This window comes from Neoroseomonas oryzicola (assembly GCF_012163135.1).
Taxonomy (GTDB): Bacteria; Pseudomonadota; Alphaproteobacteria; order Acetobacterales; family Acetobacteraceae; genus Neoroseomonas; species Neoroseomonas oryzicola.
This window is the reverse complement of record NZ_JAAVUP010000002.1, coordinates 39,454-59,239: the sequence shown is the minus strand read 5'-3', so window position 1 is coordinate 59,239 and position 19,786 is coordinate 39,454. Positions and strand designations below refer to the sequence as shown.

Sequence of the window (19,786 nt, the reverse complement as noted above, 5' to 3'; positions counted from 1 at the left end):
CTGGCAAGGATTCCCTTCGTCCTCTGCCTGGGGCAGGTCCTTACCCGCTGCGGGCGAGCAGCGCCCGGGCCAGCCGGTCGAATTCCGCCACGCTCAGCGTCTCGGCCCGGCGCGCGCCGTCGATCCCCGCGGCGGCGAGCAGCGCCTCCGCCTCGCCGAGCGACTTCAGCGCCCCGCGCAGCATCTTCCGCCGCTGGCCGAAGGCGGCCGCGGTGGTGCGTTCCATCGCCGTGAACAACGCGGCGCCGGGGTCCTCGGCATGGGGCGTGAAGCCCACCACCGCCGACCACACCTTCGGCGGCGGGCTGAAGGCCCCCGGCGGCAGGCGCAGCAGCAGCTCGCAGCGGCAGCGCCACTGCGCGAGCACCGACAGCCTGCCATAGGCCTCGGTGTCCGGCGCGGCGCAGATGCGCTCGGCGACTTCCTGCTGGAACATCAGCGCCATGCCCTCGATCGCCGCGGCGCCGCGCAGCCAGCCGACCAGCAGCGGGGTCGCGACGTTGTAGGGCAGGTTCGCGACGATCCGGCGCGGGGCCGGCAGCAGCGCGGATGGATCCACCCGCAGCGCATCGCCCTCGACCACCCGCAGCCGCCCCGGATGAGCCGCGGCGAGCTCGGCGAGTGCCGCCACCGCGCGACGGTCCAGCTCGACCGCGACCACCTCGGCGGCCGGGCTCGCCAGCAACGCGCGGGTCAGCCCGCCCGGGCCGGGCCCGACCTCGAGCACATGCCGCCCAGCCAGGTCCCCGGCCAGCGCCGCGATGCGCGCGCAGACCGCGGGATCGAGCAGGAAATGCTGGCCGAGCGACTTGCGCGCATCGAGCCCGTGCCGGGCGACCGTCTCGCGCAGGCTCGGCAGGTCGGCGGCGGTCACCGGGCGCGGCGTCAGCGCCGGGGCGGGGCCGGCTGCCGCGGCTGCTGGGCCTGGGGCTGCTGCGCCGCGGCCTCGGCCGCCTGCGGCTGGTTGCGGATGTCGATCTGCGCGCGGCGCTGCAGGTCGCGCAGCACCTGGCGGGAGGTCAGCTCGACGCGGTCGCGCAGGATGCGGTCGCGCGCCTGCTCCGGCGTCACTTCCGCGAGGTTGCGCGTCTCGCGCGAGCAAACCACCAGCACCATCACGCCGTCGGGCGAGATGATCGGCTGGGACGGCCGCCCGATCGGCAGGCTCGCGAGCAGTTCGCGCAGTTCCGGCGGCGTGATCGTGTCCTGGCGGATCGGGCCGGGATCGGCCGGGCGGGGCCCGCCCCGCGCCGCGGCCTCGACCGCCTCGCAGGAGCGCGCCGATTCGGACAGCTGCTGCCCGCGCTCGACCTGGCGCAGCTGCTGCGAGGTGGGGGCGGCGGGGTTCACCTGGCCCTCGAAGGGGAAGAAGGCCTGGCGCAGGCTCAGCATGGTCGCCATGTCGCGCCCGGCGGTGCGCTTCTGGCGCAGCGTGGCGATGACGAAGCCGCCCGGGACGCGGATCGGGTTCGACACCGCGCCCTCGGGCATCTGGCGCACGATCGCGGCGACCTCGGGGTCGAGCCGCTCGGGCGAGATCCAGCCCAGGTCGCCGCCGAGCAGGGCGCTCTGCGACTGGCTGAACTGGGTGGCCACCATCGGGAAGGGCGCGCCCTGGCGCAGCCGGGCGATGATGTCGCTGACGAAGCGCTGGACCTCGGCCTCCTGCCCCGGGTTCGAGACCGGGATGAATATCTCGGAGACGAGGAATTCCGGCTGGCCGGCGCGCGCATTCTGGGTGGCGATGTAGTCCGCCACCTCGGCGTCGGTGATGTTGGCCTGGTTGCCCAGCTGGCCGCGCAGAAGGCGGTTCCAGCCGATCTGGGCGCGGATCTGGTCGTACAGCACGCGCGGGTCGATGTTGGCGCGGCGCAGGTTCTCCCGCAGGCCGCCCGGGGGCAGGCCGTTGCGCGTCTCGATGTCGCCGACGGTGGTCGCGATGTCCTGGTCGGTGACCGGGATGCGGCGACGCGCGACCTCCTGGGTGCGCAGGCGCTCATCGACCAGCAGGCGCAGGATCTGGTCGTTGGCGCGCCCGCCGGTGCCGCCCGCGAGGCCGGCCGACAGGGCGAGCAGCCGGCGCCGGCTCTCGACCTCGTTCAGCGTGATGACGTCGCCGTTCACGACCGCGGCGACGCGGTTCGTGCCCTGGGCGGGGGCCGGGGTCGACAGGGCGAGGAGCCCGGCGAGGGCGGCCGCGGGGAGGGCCGCGAGGCGCAGGGCGCGCCGGGCGGCGGGGATCTTCTCGGCGGTCATGGCCGGCCTTCTTAGGACTTCGGGCCCCGCGGGGGAAGCGCGGAGGCCGGTTGCACGGGAGTGGCGTCAGATCGCCCGGAAGCCGAAATCGCCGATCGTCTTGAGGCCAACGCGCAGCAGCAGCAGCGTGCTGGCGGGATAGAGGCTGCCGGTCGAGGGATCCTCGGCGAAGCGCTTGAGGAAGCGGGCCTCGAAGATGAAGCACTCGTCCTCGTAGCCGGCGGTGGCGGTCACCGCGACAGGCCGGTTGATCTCGATGTCGTACCGGCCGTAGGCGCTCACCCGCCAGTGGCCGAAGCGCTGGGTGAAGCCCGCCGCGACCTCGTTGCGGGTCTGCACCGGCGTCAGGTAGGGCACCGGCGGGGTGTAGAGGTAGCCGCCCGAGATCGAGGTGCCGCTGTCGAAATTCACCGTGGTCGAGAGGTCGAGGAAGCGCAGGGCCCCGTCGTCCTGGGCGAAGCGCCCGCGGCCGAGGAATTCCAGCCAGGGCACCGGCATCAGCCGCGCCCGGCCGACATAGTCCGAGGCCCGGTCCACGAGACCGCTGCCCACGTAGAACGGCCCGCCGTCGTTCTGGATGCGGTAGGAGGCGCCAGCGAGGCCCTCGAGCAGGCCGCCATTGGGGAAATGCCAGGCACCGCGCAGCGCGTAGTCGAAGCGCGTGCCGCCTTCCTGGCGGTCCCGCCCGCCGAAGCGGTTGAGGTTGAACAGCGTCGCGTCGGTGAACTCGTAGTCGATGCTGTCCTCGTTCGGCACGCTGGTCTGCTGGCCGGTCAGCGGGCCAGTGACGACCTGCACGCGCGGCTCGATCACCTGGTGGCCGTATTCGCCTGCCGAGCGGATGAAGGGCATGCGCCAGTCGAGCGCCGCGCGGATGTTGGCCGTCGCGATGCCGCCATTGTCCGCGGTCGTCGAGTAGTTCGGCGCGCCGGCGAGGTCGGTGTAGTTGTAGCCGGAGATGTCGCTGATCGCGCGGATCGTCCAGATGCTGCCGGCGCCGTCGGTGTAGGGCAGCGAATAGCCCAGGCGGATGTTGGCGCGCTGGGTGTCCGTCCCGGCCTCGCGGAAGGTCGCGAAGTTCCAGGTGTCGAAGGTGAAGGTGCCGCCCAGGCTGTCGGTCGGCGCGCGCCAGTCGTAGTAGACGTTCGGGAAGACGACCGGGATCTGGCTGTTGTTGTCGGTCGAACGCAGCCCCTGGTAGATGCTGCTGTCGACGCGCGCGTAGGAATCCGTGCCCCAGAAGCCTTCGGTGTAGGCGTTGGTGAGCAGCAGGCGACGCGCGCCATAGCGGAAGATGCGGAGGTAGTCCTCGCTGCTCGCGCGGTTGAGGTCGAAGCCGGCGCGCCAGTTCTCGTCGATCGCGAAGCGCCCGCGGGAGAAGATGTGCCCGGCGAAGCCGCGCGGCGTGTCCTGGTCGCCGTTCATGTAGCCGACCGAGCCTTCGGCCTGGATCTCGCCGAAGTTGAAGCGGCGGCGGTACTCGAGGCCGAGGTTCGGCGCCTGGCTGGTCGCGATCAGCGGCCGCAGCACCAGGTCCTGGTTCTCGTCGATCGCCCAGTAGTAGGGCGTCACGACGAAGCCGCCGAGGAAGCCGGTGATGCCGAAGGTCGGGCTGAGGAAGCCCGACTGCCGCGGCGCGGAACCCGAAGGATGCTGCAGGTAGGGCGTCCAGAGCACCGGCACGCCGGCCATCTCGATGAAGGCGTCGCGGTAGCGGACCTGCCGCGTGGTCTGGTCGAGCGTCGCGGTGCGCGCGCGCAGCTGCCAGATCGGCGGCGCGAGCGGATCGTCCTGGCAGGGATCGCAGGCCGAATAGACGACGCGCGAGAGGTCGAAGATCGACCCGCCGGTGCGCCGCGCGCCATTCGCCGCGACGCGGCCGTTCTGGGCGAGCAGCCCGCGCAGGCCTTCCAGCACGCCGTCGCGGAACTGGTTCTCGAGCACCGCGCTGTCGGCGAAGACGACCTGGCCGTCGCCTTCGATCAGCTGGACGTTGCCGCGCGCCGTCGCGACGCCCGTGTTGCGGTCGTAGGTGAATTCGTCCGCGCGCAGCACGCGGGCGCCCTGCCAGGCCTCGACATGGCCGCGCGCGACGACCAGCGCGCGGTTCTGGTCGTACTCGACCTCGTCCGCGGTGAAGGTGACGGGCTGCTGGTCGTCGGTGGGCGAACCGGAGGTCAGCCCCGGCAGGCCGGGACGCGCAGCCGGCGCCGGCGCGGCGGCGGGCGCCGCGCGCTCCTGCCCCGGCAGGATCGGGGCGATGTCGGCCGGCGCGCTGATCGGCGGCGTCACGATCGCCTGGCCGAAGGCCGGGCCGGCCCCGAGGGCCAGTGCGGCGACGAGATGCGCCCGCCAGGTGGTCTGCGGCATGGCGCTACCCGTCCTCGAGATGCAGCAGCAGGGCGGTGGCGAGCAGGAAGCCCGCCCCGGCCGGCGCCCAGGCGGCGAAGACGACCGGCAGCGTCCCGGCCTCCCCGAACTCGCCGGTCACCTTGTCGATCACGAACAATGCGAAGCCCGCCGCGACGCCGCCGCCGATCATCTGCGCCACGCCGCCGCGGCGGGAGGAGCGCATCGAGAAGCCGGCCGCGAGCAGCGCCATCACCGCCGCCAGCAGCGGCAGCGACAGCAGCGACTGGAAATAGAGCCGGTGCCGCACGGCGGAGAAGCCGGCACCTTCCAGCACCTCGATGAAGGAGGGCAGCGCCCAGAAGGACAGCGTATCCGGGCTCGCGAAGGATTCCTCGATGCGCGAGGGCGTCAGGTCGGTCGGGATCTCGAGCCGCCGGGCCGGCGCGGGCACGCGGTCGGTGCCAAACACCACCGCCTCGGGGATCACCCAGCGGCCGGGGGTGAGGATCGCGGACGAGGCCTCCACCCGCGCGAGCGGCCGGTCCTCGGAGGACAGGCGCCACAGGCTCACGGCGTCGAGCCGGAAGGCCTCGCCGGGACGCAGGTCCCGCGCCGCGACGGGCCGCCCGGACAGGATCGCGACGCCGCGCGGCTCGAGGCCCGGATCGGCCTGGCGCAGCCACAGCCGGCCGCCGGCCAGCGCGGTGATGCCGCCGGTGTTGCGCAGGTATTGCTGGTCGAGCCGCTCGGCCCGCGCCAGCATCGCCGAGGAGACCGGCGAAATCGCGCCGGTCGCGATCGCCCCCAGCGCGATGGCGACCACCACCGGCCCGGTGAGGAACCCCCAGGCCGAGATGCCGGCTGCGCGCGCCACCACCAGTTCCGAGGACCGCGTCAGCCGCCAGAAGGCGACGATGCCGCCCAGCAGCACCGCGAAGGGCAGGATCTGCATCGCGACATAAGGCAGGCGCAGCGCCGCGATCTGGCTGACCAGGGCAAAGGTCGCCTCGGGCCGCGTCGCGGCGCGGCGCAGCAGCTCGATCAAGTCGAACAGCGCGACGAGGCCCGCGAGCGCGGCCAGCATCGCCAGCGTCATCGTCGCGAAGCGCCGCGAGACATAGAGCGTGAGGGTGCGCGCGAGGGTCATGTCTCGGCCGCCAGCGGCGGGGGCGCGGGCCGCGGCCAGCCCGGCGCGCCCATCATCCACCAGGTCGCGACGATGCCGGGCAGGATCGCCTGCGCCCAGATCAGCGGCACCCAGGCATTGTTGCGCGCCGCCATGTTCCCCGCGGTCAGACCGAAGGCGAGCAGCGCGACGACGATCGCGATGCCGACCGCGATGCGCGCGCCGCCGCCATGCCGCCGGAACTGCCCGGTCAGCGCGACGGCGAGGGCCACCAGCGCGAAGGACAGCGCGGTGAGCGGCGAGGACAGGCGCTGATGCGCCTCGGCGTAGAAGCGGCGGACGTCCCGCTCCCGCAGGCCCTCGGCCGGGTCGGGGTTCAGCAGTTCCTCGATCGAGCGTTCGCGCGAATCGCGGCTGCGCGCCTCGTCCCCACGGCCGGTGCGGGCGAGGTCGATGCTGTTCTCGCTGAAGGACAGCGTGTTCAGCCGCAAGGGCGGGGTGCCCGGCGCGGTGGCCGCGGTGCTCTGCTCGACCTGCTGGCGCACGCCGTTCAGCAGCGTCACGCGCGGGCCGTTCGCCGTTGTCGTGATGCGTCCCGCCTCGGCCAGGATGGTCACCGGCGCGCCGGTCTCGCGCTGGTCGTGCACCAGGATGCCGCGCAGCGTGCCGTCCGGGTCGCGGTAGCGCGCATACACGGTCAGGTCGTCGCCGACCTGGGAGAAGACGCCTTCCTGCAGCAGCACGCCGACCAGCTGATTGCGGATCTCGAACTGCCATTGCCGGAAGGCGGTGTGGCTCAGCGGCACCAGCCAGAGGTTGAGGAACAGGCAGATCGCCGTCGCGACCATCGCCACCATCACCGCCGGCCGCGCGAGGCGCCACTGCGACAGCCCCGCCGCGCGCATGACGACCAGTTCGCGGTCCGAGGCGAGCCGCACATAGGAGAACAGCACCGCCACGAAGGTCGTGATCGGCAGGATGACCGCGAAGAAGTTCGGCAGCATCAGGCTGGTCAGCTCGATGAAGACGACGAGCGACAGCCCGCGGTCGAGCACCAGCTCGATGAAGCGCAGGGACTGCGTCAGCCAGACCAGCGCCGCCAGGCCGATCGACACGGCGGCGAGCGCGACGGCAAGCTGACGGAAGATGTAACGGTCGATCCGGGTCATGCGGGCCGGGCCGAAACTAGAGGTTTGTCCCCCGCGCCGGAAGCCTTGACGCCGGGTGGGTCCGGACAGGTCCCGCCGCGCGCCGCGAAAAGTCGTGGTCAGCCGGCCCCGGGGCCAGCGCGAACCGACAGGGTGCCCGCGAATCCCGCGAGGTCCTCGACCAGTTTGCCTCCCTGGAACGTGATGGCGTGGCCGAGCGCCTTGCCCGCGTGGTGCAGCAGCCGTCCGCCGACCTCGGGCCGGCCATGGCGCGCATGGTAGATCCGGCGCGACCGCGCCAAGTGGAAGGCCTTGAGCCAGCGGATGCGAAGCGAGGGCGGGGTGGACCGCCCGCCCTCGTGCTCGGCCACCGCCGCGGGGACATAGACCACCGACCGGCCGCGGGCGCGCGCGGCGGCGCAGATCTCGTCATCCTCGTAGTAGAGGAACAGCGCCTCGTCGAAGCGCAGCCCGTCCGCGCGGCGCACCAGCATCGCGGCACCCGAGACGAAGTCGACGCAGATGGGCCCCTCGGGCCAGGGTTCCGCGCCGCGCTTGCGGGGGAAGGCCCGGCGGCGCTGCTGCGCGACGTCGTAGGACCGCGCGCGCTGCCCACCGGCGCCGGCGATCGCCGGCGCGACGATCGCGGCATCGGGGCAGGCATCGGCGACCGCGACCAGCATCGCGAGAGCCCCGGGCGCCAGGCGCGCGTCGGGATTCAGCAGCAGCGCGTAGTCCGTCTGCACGAGGTCGAGCCCCGCATTGCAGCCCGCGCCGAATCCACGGTTGATCGCGTTGCGGACAATGCGCGCGGCGGGCGCCAGGGCGGCCACCCGGTCAGCCGTGCCGTCGCGGCTCGCATTGTCCACCACGACCAGCGCCGCCCCGGCCGGCAGCGCGGCCAGGAAGCCCTCGATCACCGCGGCGCTGTTGTAGGTGACGGCGACGATGGTCACGCGGGCGTGCGCCGCGTCGGCCACGCCCCCGCCCGGCGCGGCGGCGTTCAGGGCAGGACCTTGCCCGGATTCATGATCCCGGCCGGATCGAGCGCCGCCTTGATGCGCTGCATGGCATCGAGTTCCGCCCCACCGCGCCAGGCCTCCATCATGTCGGTCTTGAGCCGGCCGATGCCGTGCTCGGCGGAGAAGGATCCGTCGAGCTCGCGCACCACCTCGTTCACCGTGTCCATGATGTCGTGGCTACGGGCGAGGAATTCCGCCCCGTCCATGTCGACCGGCTGCTCGAGGTTCATGTGGATGTTGCCGTCGCCCATGTGCCCGAAGGGCACCGGCCGCGTGCCGGGGATGAGCGCGACGCAGGCCGCCGAGGCGCGCCGGATCAGCTCCGGCACCTTCGAGACCGGCACCGAGACGTCGTTCTTCACGCTCGCGCCTTCCTTGCGCTGCGCCTCGGGGTGCTCCTCGCGGATGCGCCAGATCGCCTGGCGCTTCGCCTCGTTGCCGCCGATGACGGCGTCGAGCACCTCGCCCTCCTCCATCGCCGCACCCAGCACCTGCTCGGCGAGGCCCTGCAGGTCGGCATCGGCGCGGGTCGAGGCGAGGTCGACAAGGATGTAGTGGTCCGCGCGATCGGCGACCGGCAGCGTCACGCCGGGGATGTGCTTCACCGCGAAATCGACGCCGACGCCCGACATGTATTCGAAGGCGCGGATCGCGGTCTCGTCGGCCTCGCGGAAGCGGCGGAAGACGTTGAGCGCGGCATCCTCGTCGCGCACCGAGCAGAACAGCACCTCATTCGCGCGCGGGCGGGCGAACAGGCGCAGCGTCGCCGCGGTGACGATGCCGAGCGTGCCTTCCGCGCCGACGAACAGGTGCCGCAACGCATAGCCCGTATTGTCCTTGCGCAGCCGGCGCAGCCCGTTCCAGATCTGCCCGTCCGGCAGCACGACCTCGAGCCCCAGCATCAGTTCGCGCGCATTGCCGTAGCGCACGGTCGTGTTGCCGCCGGCATTGGTGGACAGCACGCCGCCCACCGTCGCCGTGCCCTCGCCGCCGAAGGACAGCGGGAACAGGCAGTTCGCCTCGGCCGCCGCGTCCTGGGCCGTCTTCACCACGACGCCGGCCTCGGCGGTCATGGTCATGTCCACCGGGTCGAGGGCGCGGATGCGGTTCATGCGCGCGAGCGACAGCACGACCGAGCGCCCGTCCTCCGACGGCGTCGCCCCGCCGACCATGGAGGTATTGCCGCCCTGCGGCACGATCGGGATGCCCGCCGCGGCGCAGGCCTTCACGCAGGCGGCGACCTGCTCGGTCGAGCCCGGGCGCAGCACCGCCATCGCCTTGCCCTGGTACAGGCTCCGCCAATCGGACAGCGCCGGGGCGATGTCGGCCGGGTCGGTCAGGACCCCGGCGGGGCCGAGCAGGGCAAGGAGTTCGGCCAGCAGGCCGTCGGGCGGAAGGGCGTCGGGCATGGCGCGGAGAAAACGCCGGGAGGCCCCCTGGGTCAATCGCCCGACGGCGGCCTTCGGCGCCGGCGTCGCCCCTCAGCCCTTCCCGGTCATCCGCGCGAAGACCATCCGGTCGCGGTTTTCCTGCATCAGCATGGACAGGCTCGGGATCCTGCCCAGCCCCAGGCCCTGCGGCGGGCCGCCCTCGGGGTCGGCCTCGACCTTGCCGTAGGGCTCGCTCGCGACCTTTTCCCATTTCCCGGCAGGCTTCTTCACTTCGATGGTCACGACGGTCGCCTTCAGCAGCATCCGCACGATCGCCTCCTTGGCGGAGGTGGGCTTGGTCAGGCTGGGATGCCCGCCGATCATCTGCCAGCCATTGGCGAGCGCCCAGGCGGTCAGCGCATCCTTGTCCATCGCGGCGGGTCCTTCGGGTTGGACGCACCCTATGGGCCGGACGACCGGCCACGGCAATCGCGGCCCGGGGTGCCACCCACCCGTGGACGGCGGGGATCTCAGAGCAGCAGCGCGCCCACCACCGCCCCGCCCGCCAGGATCCACAGCGGCGAGTAATCCGTGCGCCAGACAAAAAGCGTGGATCCGGCGGTCACCAGGGCCGGGATCCAGCCGGTCGCCGACCCCCGTGCGAGGATGAGCCCCGAGGCGGCGATCAGCCCGACCGCGATCGGCACCAGGCCGCGCTCGGCGATGCGCAGCCACATCTTCCCCGCCAGCCGCGCCCGCAGGCGCGAAAAGCCGAAGGCCATGAGCGAGGTCGGCAGCGTCATCGCCAGCACCGCCGTCAGCATTCCGCCGATGCCCCCGACATGCCAGCCGAACAGCCCCACCACCAGCACATTCGGCCCCGGTGCCGCCTGGGCCAGGGCGAAGCGCCGCGCGAAGTCGGCGTCGCTCATCCAGCCATGCACCTCGACCACCAGGCGGTGCATCTCGGGCAACACCGCGATGCCGCCGCCCACCGAGACCAGGGAGATCGCCCCGAAGCCAAGGACGAGCTGCCAGAAGACGGTCGCCGTCATTTCGCGCGCATCGCATGGCGGGCGGCGAGGATGCCGAAGGGGGCGAGCCCCAGCACCACCCAAGGCAGTGGCAGCCGGAACACCCCGGCGGCGACCAGCGCGACAAGCCCGACCGCCAGCAGCGCCGGCGGGGGCTTCAGCTTCTGGGTCATCTTCGCCGCGGTGCCGATGACCATCCCGGCCGCGGCCGCCGCGACCCCGGCGAGGATCGCCTTGACGACCGGCACCTCGCCATAGGCGTCGTAGAACATCGCGAGGCCGGCCAGCAGGATCAGCGGCCCGCCGAACATCGCCCCGGGCGCGGCGATGGCCCCGGCGGTGCCGTGGAACCGGTCGCCGACCATGATCGCCGCGTTCAGCGCATTGGGTCCCGGCAGCACCTGGCCCAGGCCCAGCGTCTCGGCATATTCCTGGTCGGTGAGCCAGCGCTTCTCCTCGACCAGGACGCGGCGCGCCCAGGCGTTGATGCCGCCGAAGCCGATCAGCCCGATCTTCCCGTAGGTCAGGAAGAGGTCGAGCAGCGTCGGGACGGGGCGGGGCGGATCCGTTTCGCTCATGCCCCCGCAGGGGACCGCGCGGCGCGGGCCGGATCAATCCCCCCGCCGAGTCGGGGCTGCGCTGCGTTACGCGGTCGTTCCCTCCGGCACGCCGCTGGTCTAGACGGGCCCTCCGACCCATCCAGCCGGGCTGAACCGGCGCAGAGGAAGGCCAGCACATCATGACGACCCGCCGGACCCTGCTCGGCGCCCTTGGCGCCACCCCCGCCCTGACGATCCTGCCGGCCGCCGCGCAGGACGCAGCCTTCCCGAACCGCCCGATCCGCATCCTCCTGGCCTTCGCCCCGGGCGGCGGCACGGACCTGATCGCGCGCACTGTCGCCTCGGCCATGCAGGGCGTGCTCGGCCAGCCGGTGGTGGTCGAGAATCGCCCAGGTGCGGGGGGCAACATCGCGACCGAGGCGGCCGCAACCTCACGGCCCGACGGCTACACCATCCTGATGGGCAACCACGGGCCGATGAGCGTGAACGTCTCCCTGTTCCGCAACATGCGCATCGACCCCGAACGCGCGCTCGAGCCCATCGGCCTCGTCGCCGACGCGCCGCTGGTGGTGGTGGTCGGGCCCAAGTCCCGCGCGCAGAACCTGCGGCAGCTGCTGGACGAGGTCCGCGCGGCCAACGGCCAGGCGACCTACGGCTCGGCCTCGAACGGCTCGGCGAGCCACCTTGCCGCGGCGCTGATGCTGCAGATGGCCGGGCTGCGGGCCGAGCACGTGCCCTTCCGCGGCGCGGGGCCCGCGCTGACCGACGTGGTCGCCGGGCACCTCGACTTCATGATCACCACCCTGCCCTCCGTGGTCGGGCTGATCCAGGGGGGCCAGGTCCGCCCGCTCGCGGTGACCGGCGAGGGCCGCATCGCCGTCCTGCCCGAGGTCCCGCCCGTCGCCGACACCATCCCCGGCTACAAGGCCACCGCCTGGTACGGGTTGCTGGTGCCGCGCGGAACCCCGGCCGATGTGCAGGCGAAGCTGTACGGCGCGCTGCGCGAGGCGCTGGCCAACCCGGACGTGATCCGCCGCCTGCGCGACGAGGGTGCGGAACCCTCCTCGATGGACGGCAAGGCCTTCGCCGAGCTGATCCGCTGGGAGCGCGAGCGCTGGGCCACGGTGATCCGCCAGGCCAACATCACCGTCGACTGAACCGCCCGGCCCGCCCCGCCGGGCGTGTTGCTTGCCGGCGACAGGGCCGGGGCTTAAAGGCCCGCGGCGGTCCGGCGGCGGCGCCCGGCCCCGCCGCCCCTTGACCGGGACCCGCCGGACCGCCTAGGCCCCGGCGCACTTCCATGATAAGCGCCGGTCTCCGCGGGGGCCGGGGCGCGAGTCCGGCCGGTCGCCGGGCGGAACTGACACAAGCATAGGCACGGGCGCCCGCCCGGCAGAACGGAGAGAGTCACGCGATGAGCGACACCGCCGAGAAGGTGAAGAAGATCGTCGTCGAGCACCTCGGCGTCGAAGAGGCGAAGGTCACCCCCGAAGCCTCCTTCATCGATGACCTGGGCGCCGACAGCCTCGACACGGTCGAGCTGGTCATGGCCTTCGAGGAGGCCTTCGGCGTCGAGATCCCCGACGACGCCGCCGAGAAGATCACGACCGTGAAGGACGCGATCGACTACATCGAGAAGCAGAAGGGCGAGTAAGGCCCAAGGCCGGGGTTGGGGGGTAGCGCGCGTGTTCCAGAACGGTTTTTCGCCGCGACGTGTCGTCGTGACCGGCATGGGCATCGCCTGCCCGCTCGGCCTCGGTGTCGAGCATGTATGGAAGCGGATGCTGGCCGGGGAATCCGGCATCGGCAGCATCCAGTCCTTCGACACCTCGGCCCTGCCGGCGAAGATCGCCGGCCAGGTGCCCGCGGGCACCAAGGCCGATGGCGGCCTCGACATCTCCGAATGGATCCCCATCAAGGACCAGAAGAAGATGGACCGCTTCATCCAGCTCGCGCTCGTCGCGGCTGAGGAAGCGGTCGCCGATTCCGGCTGGGCCCCGCAGGACGAGGAAGGCCGCTGCCGCACCGGCGTGATGATCGGTTCGGGCATCGGCGGCCTCGAGACGATCGACGAGGCCTCGCGCCTCGCGGTCCAGGGCAAGACGAAGCGCATCTCGCCCTTCTTCATCCCCTCCGCGCTGATCAACCTCGCCTCCGGGCAGGTCTCCATCAAGTACGGCTTCAAGGGTCCGAACCACTCGGTCGTCACGGCCTGCGCGACGGGCGTGCATGCGCTCGGCGACGCGGCGCGCCTCATCGCCCTCGGCGATGCGGATGTGATGGTCGCGGGCGGGGCCGAGGCCGCGGTCTGCGAACTCGGCGTCGCGGGCTTCTGCGCCGCGCGCGCCCTGTCCACCGGCTTCAACGACACGCCGCAGCAGGCCTCCCGCCCGTGGGACGAGGGCCGCGACGGATTCGTGATGGGCGAGGGCGCCGGCGTGGTGGTGCTCGAAGCCCTCGAGCACGCCAAGGCGCGCGGTGCGAAGATCTATGCCGAGGTCATCGGCTACGGCATGTCGGGCGACGCCTACCACATCACGGCCCCCGCCGAGGGCCACGAGGGCGCCTTCCGCGCCATGACCGCGGCGCTGCGCAGCGCCGGGGTGACGCCGGAGCAGGTGCAGTACGTCAACGCGCACGGCACCTCGACGCCGCTCGGGGACGACCTCGAGCTCGAGGCGGTCGAGCGTCTCTGGGGCGATGCGGGCAAGGACCTCGCGATGTCCTCGACCAAGTCCGCGATCGGGCATCTGCTCGGCGCCGCGGGCGCGGTGGAGGGAATCTTCTCGGTCCTCGCCATCCGCGACAAGGTCGCGCCCCCGACCCTGAACCTCGAGAAGCCGTCGCGCGAGAGCATCATCGACCGCGTCGCGCTGCAGGCGCAGCCGCGCAAGATCGAGGTCGCGCTGTCCAACTCCTTCGGCTTCGGCGGCACGAACGCCAGCATCGTGTTCCGCGCCGCGCCCTGAGGCGCGGCCGGGCATGTTCGACGCGCCGTCGTCGCCACCCCCGCCGCCGGTCCGCCGGCGGCTGCGGTGGCGCTTCGTCGCGCTCGCCGTCGTCCTCGTCCTCATCGCGGGTGCCTCGGCCGGCGCGCTGGTCGCCTGGCGCGCCTGGACCTCTCCGGGGCCGCTCGCGGAACCGGCGCAGATCGTCGTGCCGCGCGGCGGAATGGAACGCATCGCCGCGACGCTCGTCGAACGCGGGGTGATCCGCGACGCCCGCGCCTTCGCCGCCGCGGCCTGGCTGACCCGCGGCGACGGGCCGCTGCGGGCTGCGGAATTCGTCTTCCCCGCCGGGGTGCCGCTGCGCGAGGTGCTGCGCATCCTGCGCCATGAACGCCCCGTGCAGCGCCGCCTGACCATCCCGGAGGGGCTGACCGCGCACCAGATCCGCGCCCTGCTGGAACGCACCGAGAGCCTGGCCGGCGACATCCCCGACTTCAACGAGGGCGAGCTGCTGCCCGAGACCTACGCCTATGAATGGGGCGAGACCCGCGGCGCCATCGTCCGCCGCGCCGATGCTGCCATGGACCGCGCGCTGTCCGAGGCCTGGGCCGCGCGCGCGCCGGACCTGCCGCTGGCGAACCCGCGCGAGGCGCTGGTGCTCGCCTCCATCGTCGAGCGCGAGACGGGCAAGCCCGAGGAACGCGCCCGCGTCGCCGGCGTCTTCATCAACCGGCTGCGCCGCGGCATGCCGCTGCAATCGGACCCAACAGTCGCCTATGCCGCGACGGGCGGGGCGCCGATGGACCGGCCGATCAGCCGCGCCGACCTCGATCGCGACAACCCGTTCAACACCTATCGCAACCGCGGCCTGCCGCCGGCGCCCATCGCGAATCCGGGGCGCGCATCCATCGCCGCGGTGATGCGGCCCGAGGCGACCGACTTCCTCTATTTCGTCGCCGATGGCTCCGGCGGGCATGCCTTCGCCCGCACGCTCGAGGAGCACAACCGCAACGTCGCCCGGTGGCGGGAGATCGAGCGCGGCGGCAGCGGGGGCGCTAGCGCGCCGGCGCTGCCTCCCGCGCCGGCAGCACGCTCTCCGTCCGGCCCATCAGGCGGTAGGCGATAAGGCCCAGCCATTCGCGGAAGGCCCATTCGAACTGGCCGAGCCGCTCGGGGAAGGGCGCGTCGTACCAGACCGCCCAGGAATGGCCGGTCCGGTAGTTCACCGGCCAGGGCACGATGTCCTTCCACCCCGCCTGGCGGAACACGCCCATCGAGCGCGGCATGTGCGAGGCCGAGGTGACGAGCAGCCAGGTCTCGCCCGGCTTGGGCTGCACCAGGCGGAAGGTGTTCACCGCGTTCTCGTGCGTGTTGCGCGCCTCGTCCTCGTAGATGACGCGGGAGGCCGGGATGCCCATGGCGGTCCAGAGCTGGCGCGCGACATCGGCCTCGGTCACCTGGCCATGCACGAAGGACCCCTGCCCGCCGGTGAAGACGATGCGCGCATTGGGATAGCGGTTGGCGAGGATCACGCCCTCCGTCATCCGCTCCGCCGCGCCGTTCAGCGAGGGAATGCCGCGGTCTTGGGTGATGTTCTGCTCGACCGCGCCACCGAGGACGATGATGCCGTCCACATGCGCCGGCGCGTCGGCGGGGCGCGGGAAGCGGTCCTCGAGCGGCAGCAGCATCCACTGGTTCACCGGCGTCACCACCAGCATCAGGAAGAAGCCGAGCGAGGCGAGCACCAGCCACCGCCCCGACCGGCGCCCCCGCCACAGCATGAACAGCCCGACGAAGCCGACGATCAGCGCGAAATGCCCTGGCCGCGCGGGGAACCAGAGGATCTTGGACAGGGCGAAGAGGATGTCGGTCATGTCGGTGCGGTCGTCCGCGCGAAGGCTGGCGGCACCCTGCCGCGCGAATCAGGCGGCACCGAGGCGCGGCCCCGCGGCGTGCTGCGCGTTCCAGCGCGCCACCGCGTCGCGGTACAGCGCCACGTCGCGCGCATAGCGCCGCCCGACCATCTGTCGCGCGCGGTCCGTCACCTCGACCGGGATGGCGATGGAGGCATTGGCCCGCGGCAATTCCCCTGCCGCGACGCCGAGCCGCGTGCAGACCAGGCGCCAGGACGCCGCGAGATGGGTATAGGGCGCGAGCACGGTGACCATCGGCAGGCCCGTGTCCGGATCGCAGACCAGGTCGGCCTGGAGGGCGAAATGCTCGGACGCCGGTTCGACGAAGTCCTCGAAGCTGCGGTGCGAGCGCAGCCAGCGCTCGAGGTTGCCCGGATGCTCGAAGCTCTGGATCCACTTGTAGTAGGAGACGAGGCGTTCCAGCGGGTCGCGCAGGATCGCGTAGGAGAAGACCTGGCGGAAGCGCTCCCGGCCCACCTGCTCGGCGATGTGCGCAGCCGAGGAATGCTTCCCGATCTCGAGGACGTCGGCGTACCAGTTGTCGAGGCTGCGCCGCCACGCTGCCAGCACCACGTCCCCGAAGCGCAGATGCGGCTTGTAGGCCTGCTCCACCGCGGTGCCGCCGGTCTTGGGCACGTGGACGAAGCAGAAATTGCGCGACGGGGACCAGATCATCAGGCGGCCTGCTGCCCGCCGGCTGTCAGCGGGGCGAAGACGTTCTCGGCATGCGCCACGAGGGCGACGTCGCGGGCATAGACCTCCCGCAGCATGGCGCGCGCAGCCTCGGGCACCTCGACCGCGATCTTCGGGGAGGAGGCGTTGACGTGGGGCAGCGGCGCCTCGATGCCGAGCCGCGCGGCAACGCCGGCCCAGCCTTCGGAGAGCCGGCGGAAGGGAATGAGGTGCTTCACGATCACGTCGTTCGTCTTCGGGTCCGTCACCATGTCGACCTGATGCAGGAGGAAGCGACACACCTTTTCGGCAAAGGCACTGAAATCCTTCACCTCGCCGAGCTCGCGCTCGCGTTGCCCGGCATGCGGCGTCGAATGGATCCAGCGGTAGTAGGAGACGATGCGCTCCACCGGGTCCCGCACCACGGCGATGGACAGCATCCTCTCCCAGGCCGCCCGCCCGGCGAGCAGCCGGATGCGCCGCGCCGGCGTGTGCTTGCCGACCGACAGGTGCCGGCCATACCAGGTGTCCATGCCTTCCGGCAGCGCGGCGAGGATCACGTCCCCGAAGCGGATATGCGGGATGTAGGCGGCCTCGATGGACGTGCCGCCGGTCTTGGAGACGTGGACGAAGCAGAAGCCCCGGCTGGGCGAGAAGATCATCGCGGCATGGTCCCGTTTCCCGTCCCGCCGTGCCGGGAAGGCGGGGAGGTGTCATCGATACCGCAGGGCCCGGCGCCGCGGCAACTTGCGCGCGCCCGCGGTCAGGCCGGGTCGAGGCGGGAGAGGTAGAGAAGCGTGTCCTCGGCCCGGCCGAGGACCTCCCCGGCCGTCACCGGGTGGGCCTGGGCGTCGAAGCCGACCTCGCGCAGGGAAAAGCGCGCGGCGATGGCGGCGAGCGTCTCGGCCGGGCTGCGGCAGCGCCCCGGGTTGAACTCCATGACGATGCGGATCTCCGGGCTGCGGTCGATCAGCCGCTGCATCCCCCGCCAGGCGAGTTCCTCCGCCCCCTCCACGTCGATCTTCACGAAGCCGACCGGTCCTTCCACGGCGTCGTCCAGCGCGACGACCGGGACAGGGGTCAGCACCGCCTCGGGCTCGGCCTCCTCCCCGGGCATCAGCAGCCGGCCGTTCTTCGGCTCCCGCTCGGTCGCGGCGAAGGTCATGGGCGGGCCGGAGGCCTCCGCCACCGCGACGCCGTGGCGGCGCACCGTGTGCCAGAAGCCGTTCAGCGCGAAGGTGCGCTCCATCAGGTCCAGCAGCCGCGGATTGGGCTCGAAGGCATGGACGCGCCCCTCGGGGCCGGCCAGGTCGGCCATCAGGACGCTGTAGTAGCCATGGTTCGCGCCGACATCGAGCGCGACCTCCCCGGGCCGGACGTTCCGCCAGATGAACTCGGTCAGCCAGTATTCCCAGAAGCCCTCGAACATCAGGTGCGGCGCGAAGCCGATGTCGCGGCGGTCCACATACATCTTGTAGCGGCCGAGGATGCGGCAGAGCGCCGTCGTCGGATCGACCGGCACGACCATGCAGCGCGCACGCATCGCCGCCTCGGCCTCGACGCGCCCAAGCGCGCGCAGGTCGGCGGTGGTGACGTAGGGCATCCGGTCATGGGCGCCGGCGGGCGCGGGCCCGCGGGCGGCGATCGCCGCCTCGATGCGGTCGAGCCGGTCGGCCAGCCCGCCGAGCGCCGCGAGGCGTTCCTCCGCCGCGTTCAGCCGTTCCTCGACCTGCCCGATGCGGCCGCCGAACTTCGCCAGCTTGTCCTCGAACACCGGCACGGGATCCTCCCGCGCCTCGAGCGCCACCAGCGACCCGGCGATGCCGTCCAGCCTTTCGTAGAGCGCGCCGAGGTCCCGCCCGACCAGTTCGATCCGCCCCAGGATCGCCCGCCGCGCGGTGATCCGGTCGATCAGCGACCCCGCTTCGTCCTGCATGCCACCGCACCCCGTCCCCGGCCGATGCGGCAGTTTCTGCCGGGTGGTGTTGCGGGAGGGTTAACCCCCGCCGGGGCTTATTCCCGCTCGCCCTCGGCGTAGGGGTTCTTCGTCCCGCGCAGCTGCAGCCGGACAGGCACGCCGGGCATGCCGAAGGCCTCGCGGAAGGCGTTGACCAGGTAGCGGCGGTAATCCTCGGGCAGTTCCTCGGCGCGGGTGCCGAAGACCGCGATGGTCGGCGGCCGCGCCTTGGGCATGGTCGCGTAGCGCAGCTTCACGCGCCGCCCGTCCACCGCAGGCGGCGGATGCCGCGTCAGCGCGGATTCGAACCAGCGGTTCAGCTCGCCGGTCCCGATGCGGCGGTTCCACAACGCATAGGCCGCGCGCACGGCCGGCATCAGCTTGTCCACCCCGCGGCCGGTCTTGGCCGAGAGCGGCACCACCGAGATCCCCTTCAGCTGCGCGAGCGAGGCGGTGAGCACGTCGTCCAGCCGATTGCGCGTCGCCGCGCGGTCCTCGACCGCATCCCACTTGTTGAAGGCGATGACGACGCCGCGGCCCTCGCGCTCGGCAAGGCGCGCGATGCGCAGGTCCTGCTCATCCATGCCGAGCAGCGCGTCGACCACCAGGATGACGACCTCGGCTTCCTTCAGCGCGCCGAGGGTCGCGGCGACCGACATCTGCTCCAGCCGCTCGGCGATGCGGGCCTTCTTGCGCATGCCGGCGGTGTCCACCAGGCGCACGCGCCCGCCGGTCGCATCCCGCCACTGCACCGCGACGGCATCGCGCGTCAGGCCCGGCTCGGGGCCGGTGATCATCCGCTCCTCGCCGATCAGGGCGTTGAGCAGTGTGGACTTGCCGGCATTGGGGCGGCCGACGATGGCGAGGCGCAGCGGACGCTCGGGGTCGTCGACGGCGAGGTCCTCGTCCTCCTCCTCCGGCGGTTCGCCCAGCGCCTCGGACACTGCCTCGTGCAGCGCGCCGACGCCTTCGTTGTGCTCGGCGCTGACGGCGATCGGATCGCCCAAGCCGAGTTCGTAGGCCTCCATCGCGGCAGCCGCGCCGCCGCGGCCCTCGGCCTTGTTGGAGACCAGCAGCACCGGCAGGGAGGACCGCCGCAGCCAGGCCGCGAAGGCGCGGTCGGACGGCGTCAGCCCCGCCCGCGCATCCACCACGAAGAGCACGAGGTCCGCGGCGCGCAGCGCCATCTCGGAACTCTGCCGCATGCGCCCGGCGACGGTGTCCGGCGGCGCCTCCTCGAGCCCCGCGGTGTCGACCAGCAGGACGTCGTGCCCGCCGATGCGCGCTTCCACCTCCTTGCGGTCGCGCGTGACGCCGGGCGTGTCGTCCACGATGGCGATCTTCCGCTGCGCCAGGCGGTTGAACAGCGTGGACTTGCCGACGTTCGGCCGGCCGAGGATGACGACAGTGGGGCGCATGGCGTGCTCC

General features: G+C 72.3%; 19 protein-coding genes. 4 read left to right on the top strand and 15 right to left on the bottom strand.

The window, feature by feature from the left end:
* Positions 1-40: 40 nt before the first annotated feature.
* From rsmA to GWK15_RS06690, 10 genes are all read right to left on the bottom strand, one after another.
* Positions 41-874 carry a 16S rRNA (adenine(1518)-N(6)/adenine(1519)-N(6))-dimethyltransferase RsmA gene (gene rsmA, locus GWK15_RS06735; protein ID WP_168040432.1) on the bottom strand — a complete coding sequence of 278 codons (834 nt, stop codon included), beginning with the start codon at positions 872-874 and terminating at the stop codon, positions 41-43.
* Between the two features lie 11 nt (positions 875-885).
* Positions 886-2,256 (bottom strand): peptidylprolyl isomerase, encoded by a 1,371-nt coding sequence (locus GWK15_RS06730; protein ID WP_168040430.1) that lies wholly within the window; start codon positions 2,254-2,256, stop codon positions 886-888.
* A 66-nt stretch (positions 2,257-2,322) separates the two neighbouring features.
* On the bottom strand, positions 2,323-4,626 hold the full coding sequence (locus GWK15_RS06725) for an LPS-assembly protein LptD (RefSeq protein ID WP_168040428.1): 2,304 nt from the start codon (positions 4,624-4,626) through the stop codon (positions 2,323-2,325).
* Between the two features lie 4 nt (positions 4,627-4,630).
* Complete coding sequence (gene lptG, locus GWK15_RS06720; protein ID WP_168040426.1) at positions 4,631-5,755, bottom strand: LPS export ABC transporter permease LptG; 1,125 nt, start codon at positions 5,753-5,755, stop codon at positions 4,631-4,633.
* The gene (gene lptF, locus GWK15_RS06715; protein ID WP_168040424.1) at positions 5,752-6,903 is read right to left on the bottom strand and encodes an LPS export ABC transporter permease LptF; all 1,152 of its coding nucleotides are present in this window, start codon (positions 6,901-6,903) and stop codon (positions 5,752-5,754) included. The genes lptG and lptF overlap by 4 nt, the downstream gene beginning before the upstream one ends.
* A 98-nt stretch (positions 6,904-7,001) precedes the next feature.
* Positions 7,002-7,862, bottom strand: coding sequence for a glycosyltransferase (locus GWK15_RS06710; protein WP_168040422.1), 861 nt, complete (start codon positions 7,860-7,862; stop codon positions 7,002-7,004).
* A gap of 23 nt (positions 7,863-7,885) precedes the next feature.
* Positions 7,886-9,313: an FAD-binding oxidoreductase gene (locus tag GWK15_RS06705; RefSeq protein WP_168040420.1), complete on the bottom strand. Its 1,428-nt coding sequence runs from the start codon at positions 9,311-9,313 to the stop codon at positions 7,886-7,888.
* Between the two features lie 72 nt (positions 9,314-9,385).
* Positions 9,386-9,706, bottom strand: a complete 321-nt coding sequence (locus tag GWK15_RS06700) for a hypothetical protein (RefSeq protein WP_168040418.1) — start codon at positions 9,704-9,706, stop codon at positions 9,386-9,388.
* A gap of 98 nt (positions 9,707-9,804) precedes the next feature.
* On the bottom strand, positions 9,805-10,329 hold the full coding sequence (locus GWK15_RS06695) for a chromate transporter (RefSeq protein ID WP_168040416.1): 525 nt from the start codon (positions 10,327-10,329) through the stop codon (positions 9,805-9,807).
* The gene (locus tag GWK15_RS06690) at positions 10,326-10,886 is read right to left on the bottom strand and encodes a chromate transporter (protein ID WP_168040414.1); all 561 of its coding nucleotides are present in this window, start codon (positions 10,884-10,886) and stop codon (positions 10,326-10,328) included. Before GWK15_RS06690 ends, GWK15_RS06695 begins: the two co-directional genes overlap by 4 nt.
* A gap of 161 nt (positions 10,887-11,047) precedes the next feature.
* Between GWK15_RS06690 and GWK15_RS06685 the strand changes: the two genes are divergently transcribed.
* From GWK15_RS06685 to mltG, 4 genes are all read left to right on the top strand, one after another.
* Positions 11,048-12,025 (top strand): Bug family tripartite tricarboxylate transporter substrate binding protein, encoded by a 978-nt coding sequence (locus GWK15_RS06685; protein WP_168040412.1) that lies wholly within the window; start codon positions 11,048-11,050, stop codon positions 12,023-12,025.
* 257 nt (positions 12,026-12,282) lie between these two features.
* On the top strand, positions 12,283-12,522 hold the full coding sequence (locus GWK15_RS06680) for an acyl carrier protein (RefSeq protein ID WP_168040410.1): 240 nt from the start codon (positions 12,283-12,285) through the stop codon (positions 12,520-12,522).
* A 31-nt stretch (positions 12,523-12,553) separates the two neighbouring features.
* Positions 12,554-13,837, top strand: a complete 1,284-nt coding sequence (gene fabF, locus GWK15_RS06675) for a beta-ketoacyl-ACP synthase II (protein ID WP_168040408.1) — start codon at positions 12,554-12,556, stop codon at positions 13,835-13,837.
* 13 nt (positions 13,838-13,850) lie between these two features.
* Complete coding sequence (gene mltG / locus GWK15_RS06670) at positions 13,851-14,942, top strand: endolytic transglycosylase MltG (protein WP_168040406.1); 1,092 nt, start codon at positions 13,851-13,853, stop codon at positions 14,940-14,942.
* On the opposite strand, the gene GWK15_RS06665 is transcribed toward mltG, so the two are convergent.
* From GWK15_RS06665 to der, 5 genes are all read right to left on the bottom strand, one after another.
* Positions 14,872-15,690 carry a YdcF family protein gene (locus tag GWK15_RS06665; RefSeq protein WP_168040404.1) on the bottom strand — a complete coding sequence of 273 codons (819 nt, stop codon included), beginning with the start codon at positions 15,688-15,690 and terminating at the stop codon, positions 14,872-14,874. The genes mltG and GWK15_RS06665 overlap by 71 nt on opposite strands.
* 48 nt (positions 15,691-15,738) lie before the next feature.
* Positions 15,739-16,404, bottom strand: a complete 666-nt coding sequence (locus GWK15_RS06660) for a sulfotransferase family 2 domain-containing protein (RefSeq protein ID WP_168040402.1) — start codon at positions 16,402-16,404, stop codon at positions 15,739-15,741.
* On the bottom strand, positions 16,404-17,063 hold the full coding sequence (locus GWK15_RS06655) for a sulfotransferase family 2 domain-containing protein (protein ID WP_168040400.1): 660 nt from the start codon (positions 17,061-17,063) through the stop codon (positions 16,404-16,406). The genes GWK15_RS06660 and GWK15_RS06655 overlap by 1 nt, the downstream gene beginning before the upstream one ends.
* A gap of 101 nt (positions 17,064-17,164) precedes the next feature.
* Positions 17,165-18,337 carry an FkbM family methyltransferase gene (locus tag GWK15_RS06650; protein ID WP_168040398.1) on the bottom strand — a complete coding sequence of 391 codons (1,173 nt, stop codon included), beginning with the start codon at positions 18,335-18,337 and terminating at the stop codon, positions 17,165-17,167.
* Between the two features lie 77 nt (positions 18,338-18,414).
* Complete coding sequence (gene der / locus GWK15_RS06645) at positions 18,415-19,776, bottom strand: ribosome biogenesis GTPase Der (protein ID WP_168040396.1); 1,362 nt, start codon at positions 19,774-19,776, stop codon at positions 18,415-18,417.
* Positions 19,777-19,786: the final 10 nt, after the last annotated feature.

Excerpts from the sequence above, each read along its gene's own strand:
- GWK15_RS06730 (WP_168040430.1), bottom strand. The coding sequence starts at position 2,256 with ATGACCGCCGAGAAGATCCCCGCCGCCCGGCGCGCCCTGCGCCTCGCG.
- GWK15_RS06725 (WP_168040428.1), bottom strand. The coding sequence starts at position 4,626 with ATGCCGCAGACCACCTGGCGGGCGCATCTCGTCGCCGCACTGGCCCTC.
- lptG (WP_168040426.1), bottom strand. The coding sequence starts at position 5,755 with ATGACCCTCGCGCGCACCCTCACGCTCTATGTCTCGCGGCGCTTCGCG.
- lptF (WP_168040424.1), bottom strand. The coding sequence starts at position 6,903 with ATGACCCGGATCGACCGTTACATCTTCCGTCAGCTTGCCGTCGCGCTC.
- GWK15_RS06705 (WP_168040420.1), bottom strand. The coding sequence starts at position 9,313 with ATGCCCGACGCCCTTCCGCCCGACGGCCTGCTGGCCGAACTCCTTGCC.
- GWK15_RS06700 (WP_168040418.1), bottom strand. The coding sequence starts at position 9,706 with ATGGACAAGGATGCGCTGACCGCCTGGGCGCTCGCCAATGGCTGGCAG.
- GWK15_RS06695 (WP_168040416.1), bottom strand. The coding sequence starts at position 10,329 with ATGACGGCGACCGTCTTCTGGCAGCTCGTCCTTGGCTTCGGGGCGATC.
- GWK15_RS06690 (WP_168040414.1), bottom strand. The coding sequence starts at position 10,886 with ATGAGCGAAACGGATCCGCCCCGCCCCGTCCCGACGCTGCTCGACCTC.
- GWK15_RS06685 (WP_168040412.1), top strand. The coding sequence starts at position 11,048 with ATGACGACCCGCCGGACCCTGCTCGGCGCCCTTGGCGCCACCCCCGCC.
- GWK15_RS06680 (WP_168040410.1), top strand. The coding sequence starts at position 12,283 with ATGAGCGACACCGCCGAGAAGGTGAAGAAGATCGTCGTCGAGCACCTC.
- mltG (WP_168040406.1), top strand. The coding sequence starts at position 13,851 with ATGTTCGACGCGCCGTCGTCGCCACCCCCGCCGCCGGTCCGCCGGCGG.
- GWK15_RS06665 (WP_168040404.1), bottom strand. The coding sequence starts at position 15,690 with ATGACCGACATCCTCTTCGCCCTGTCCAAGATCCTCTGGTTCCCCGCG.
- GWK15_RS06660 (WP_168040402.1), bottom strand. The coding sequence starts at position 16,404 with ATGATCTGGTCCCCGTCGCGCAATTTCTGCTTCGTCCACGTGCCCAAG.
- GWK15_RS06655 (WP_168040400.1), bottom strand. The coding sequence starts at position 17,063 with ATGATCTTCTCGCCCAGCCGGGGCTTCTGCTTCGTCCACGTCTCCAAG.
- GWK15_RS06650 (WP_168040398.1), bottom strand. The coding sequence starts at position 18,337 with ATGCAGGACGAAGCGGGGTCGCTGATCGACCGGATCACCGCGCGGCGG.
- der (WP_168040396.1), bottom strand. The coding sequence starts at position 19,776 with ATGCGCCCCACTGTCGTCATCCTCGGCCGGCCGAACGTCGGCAAGTCC.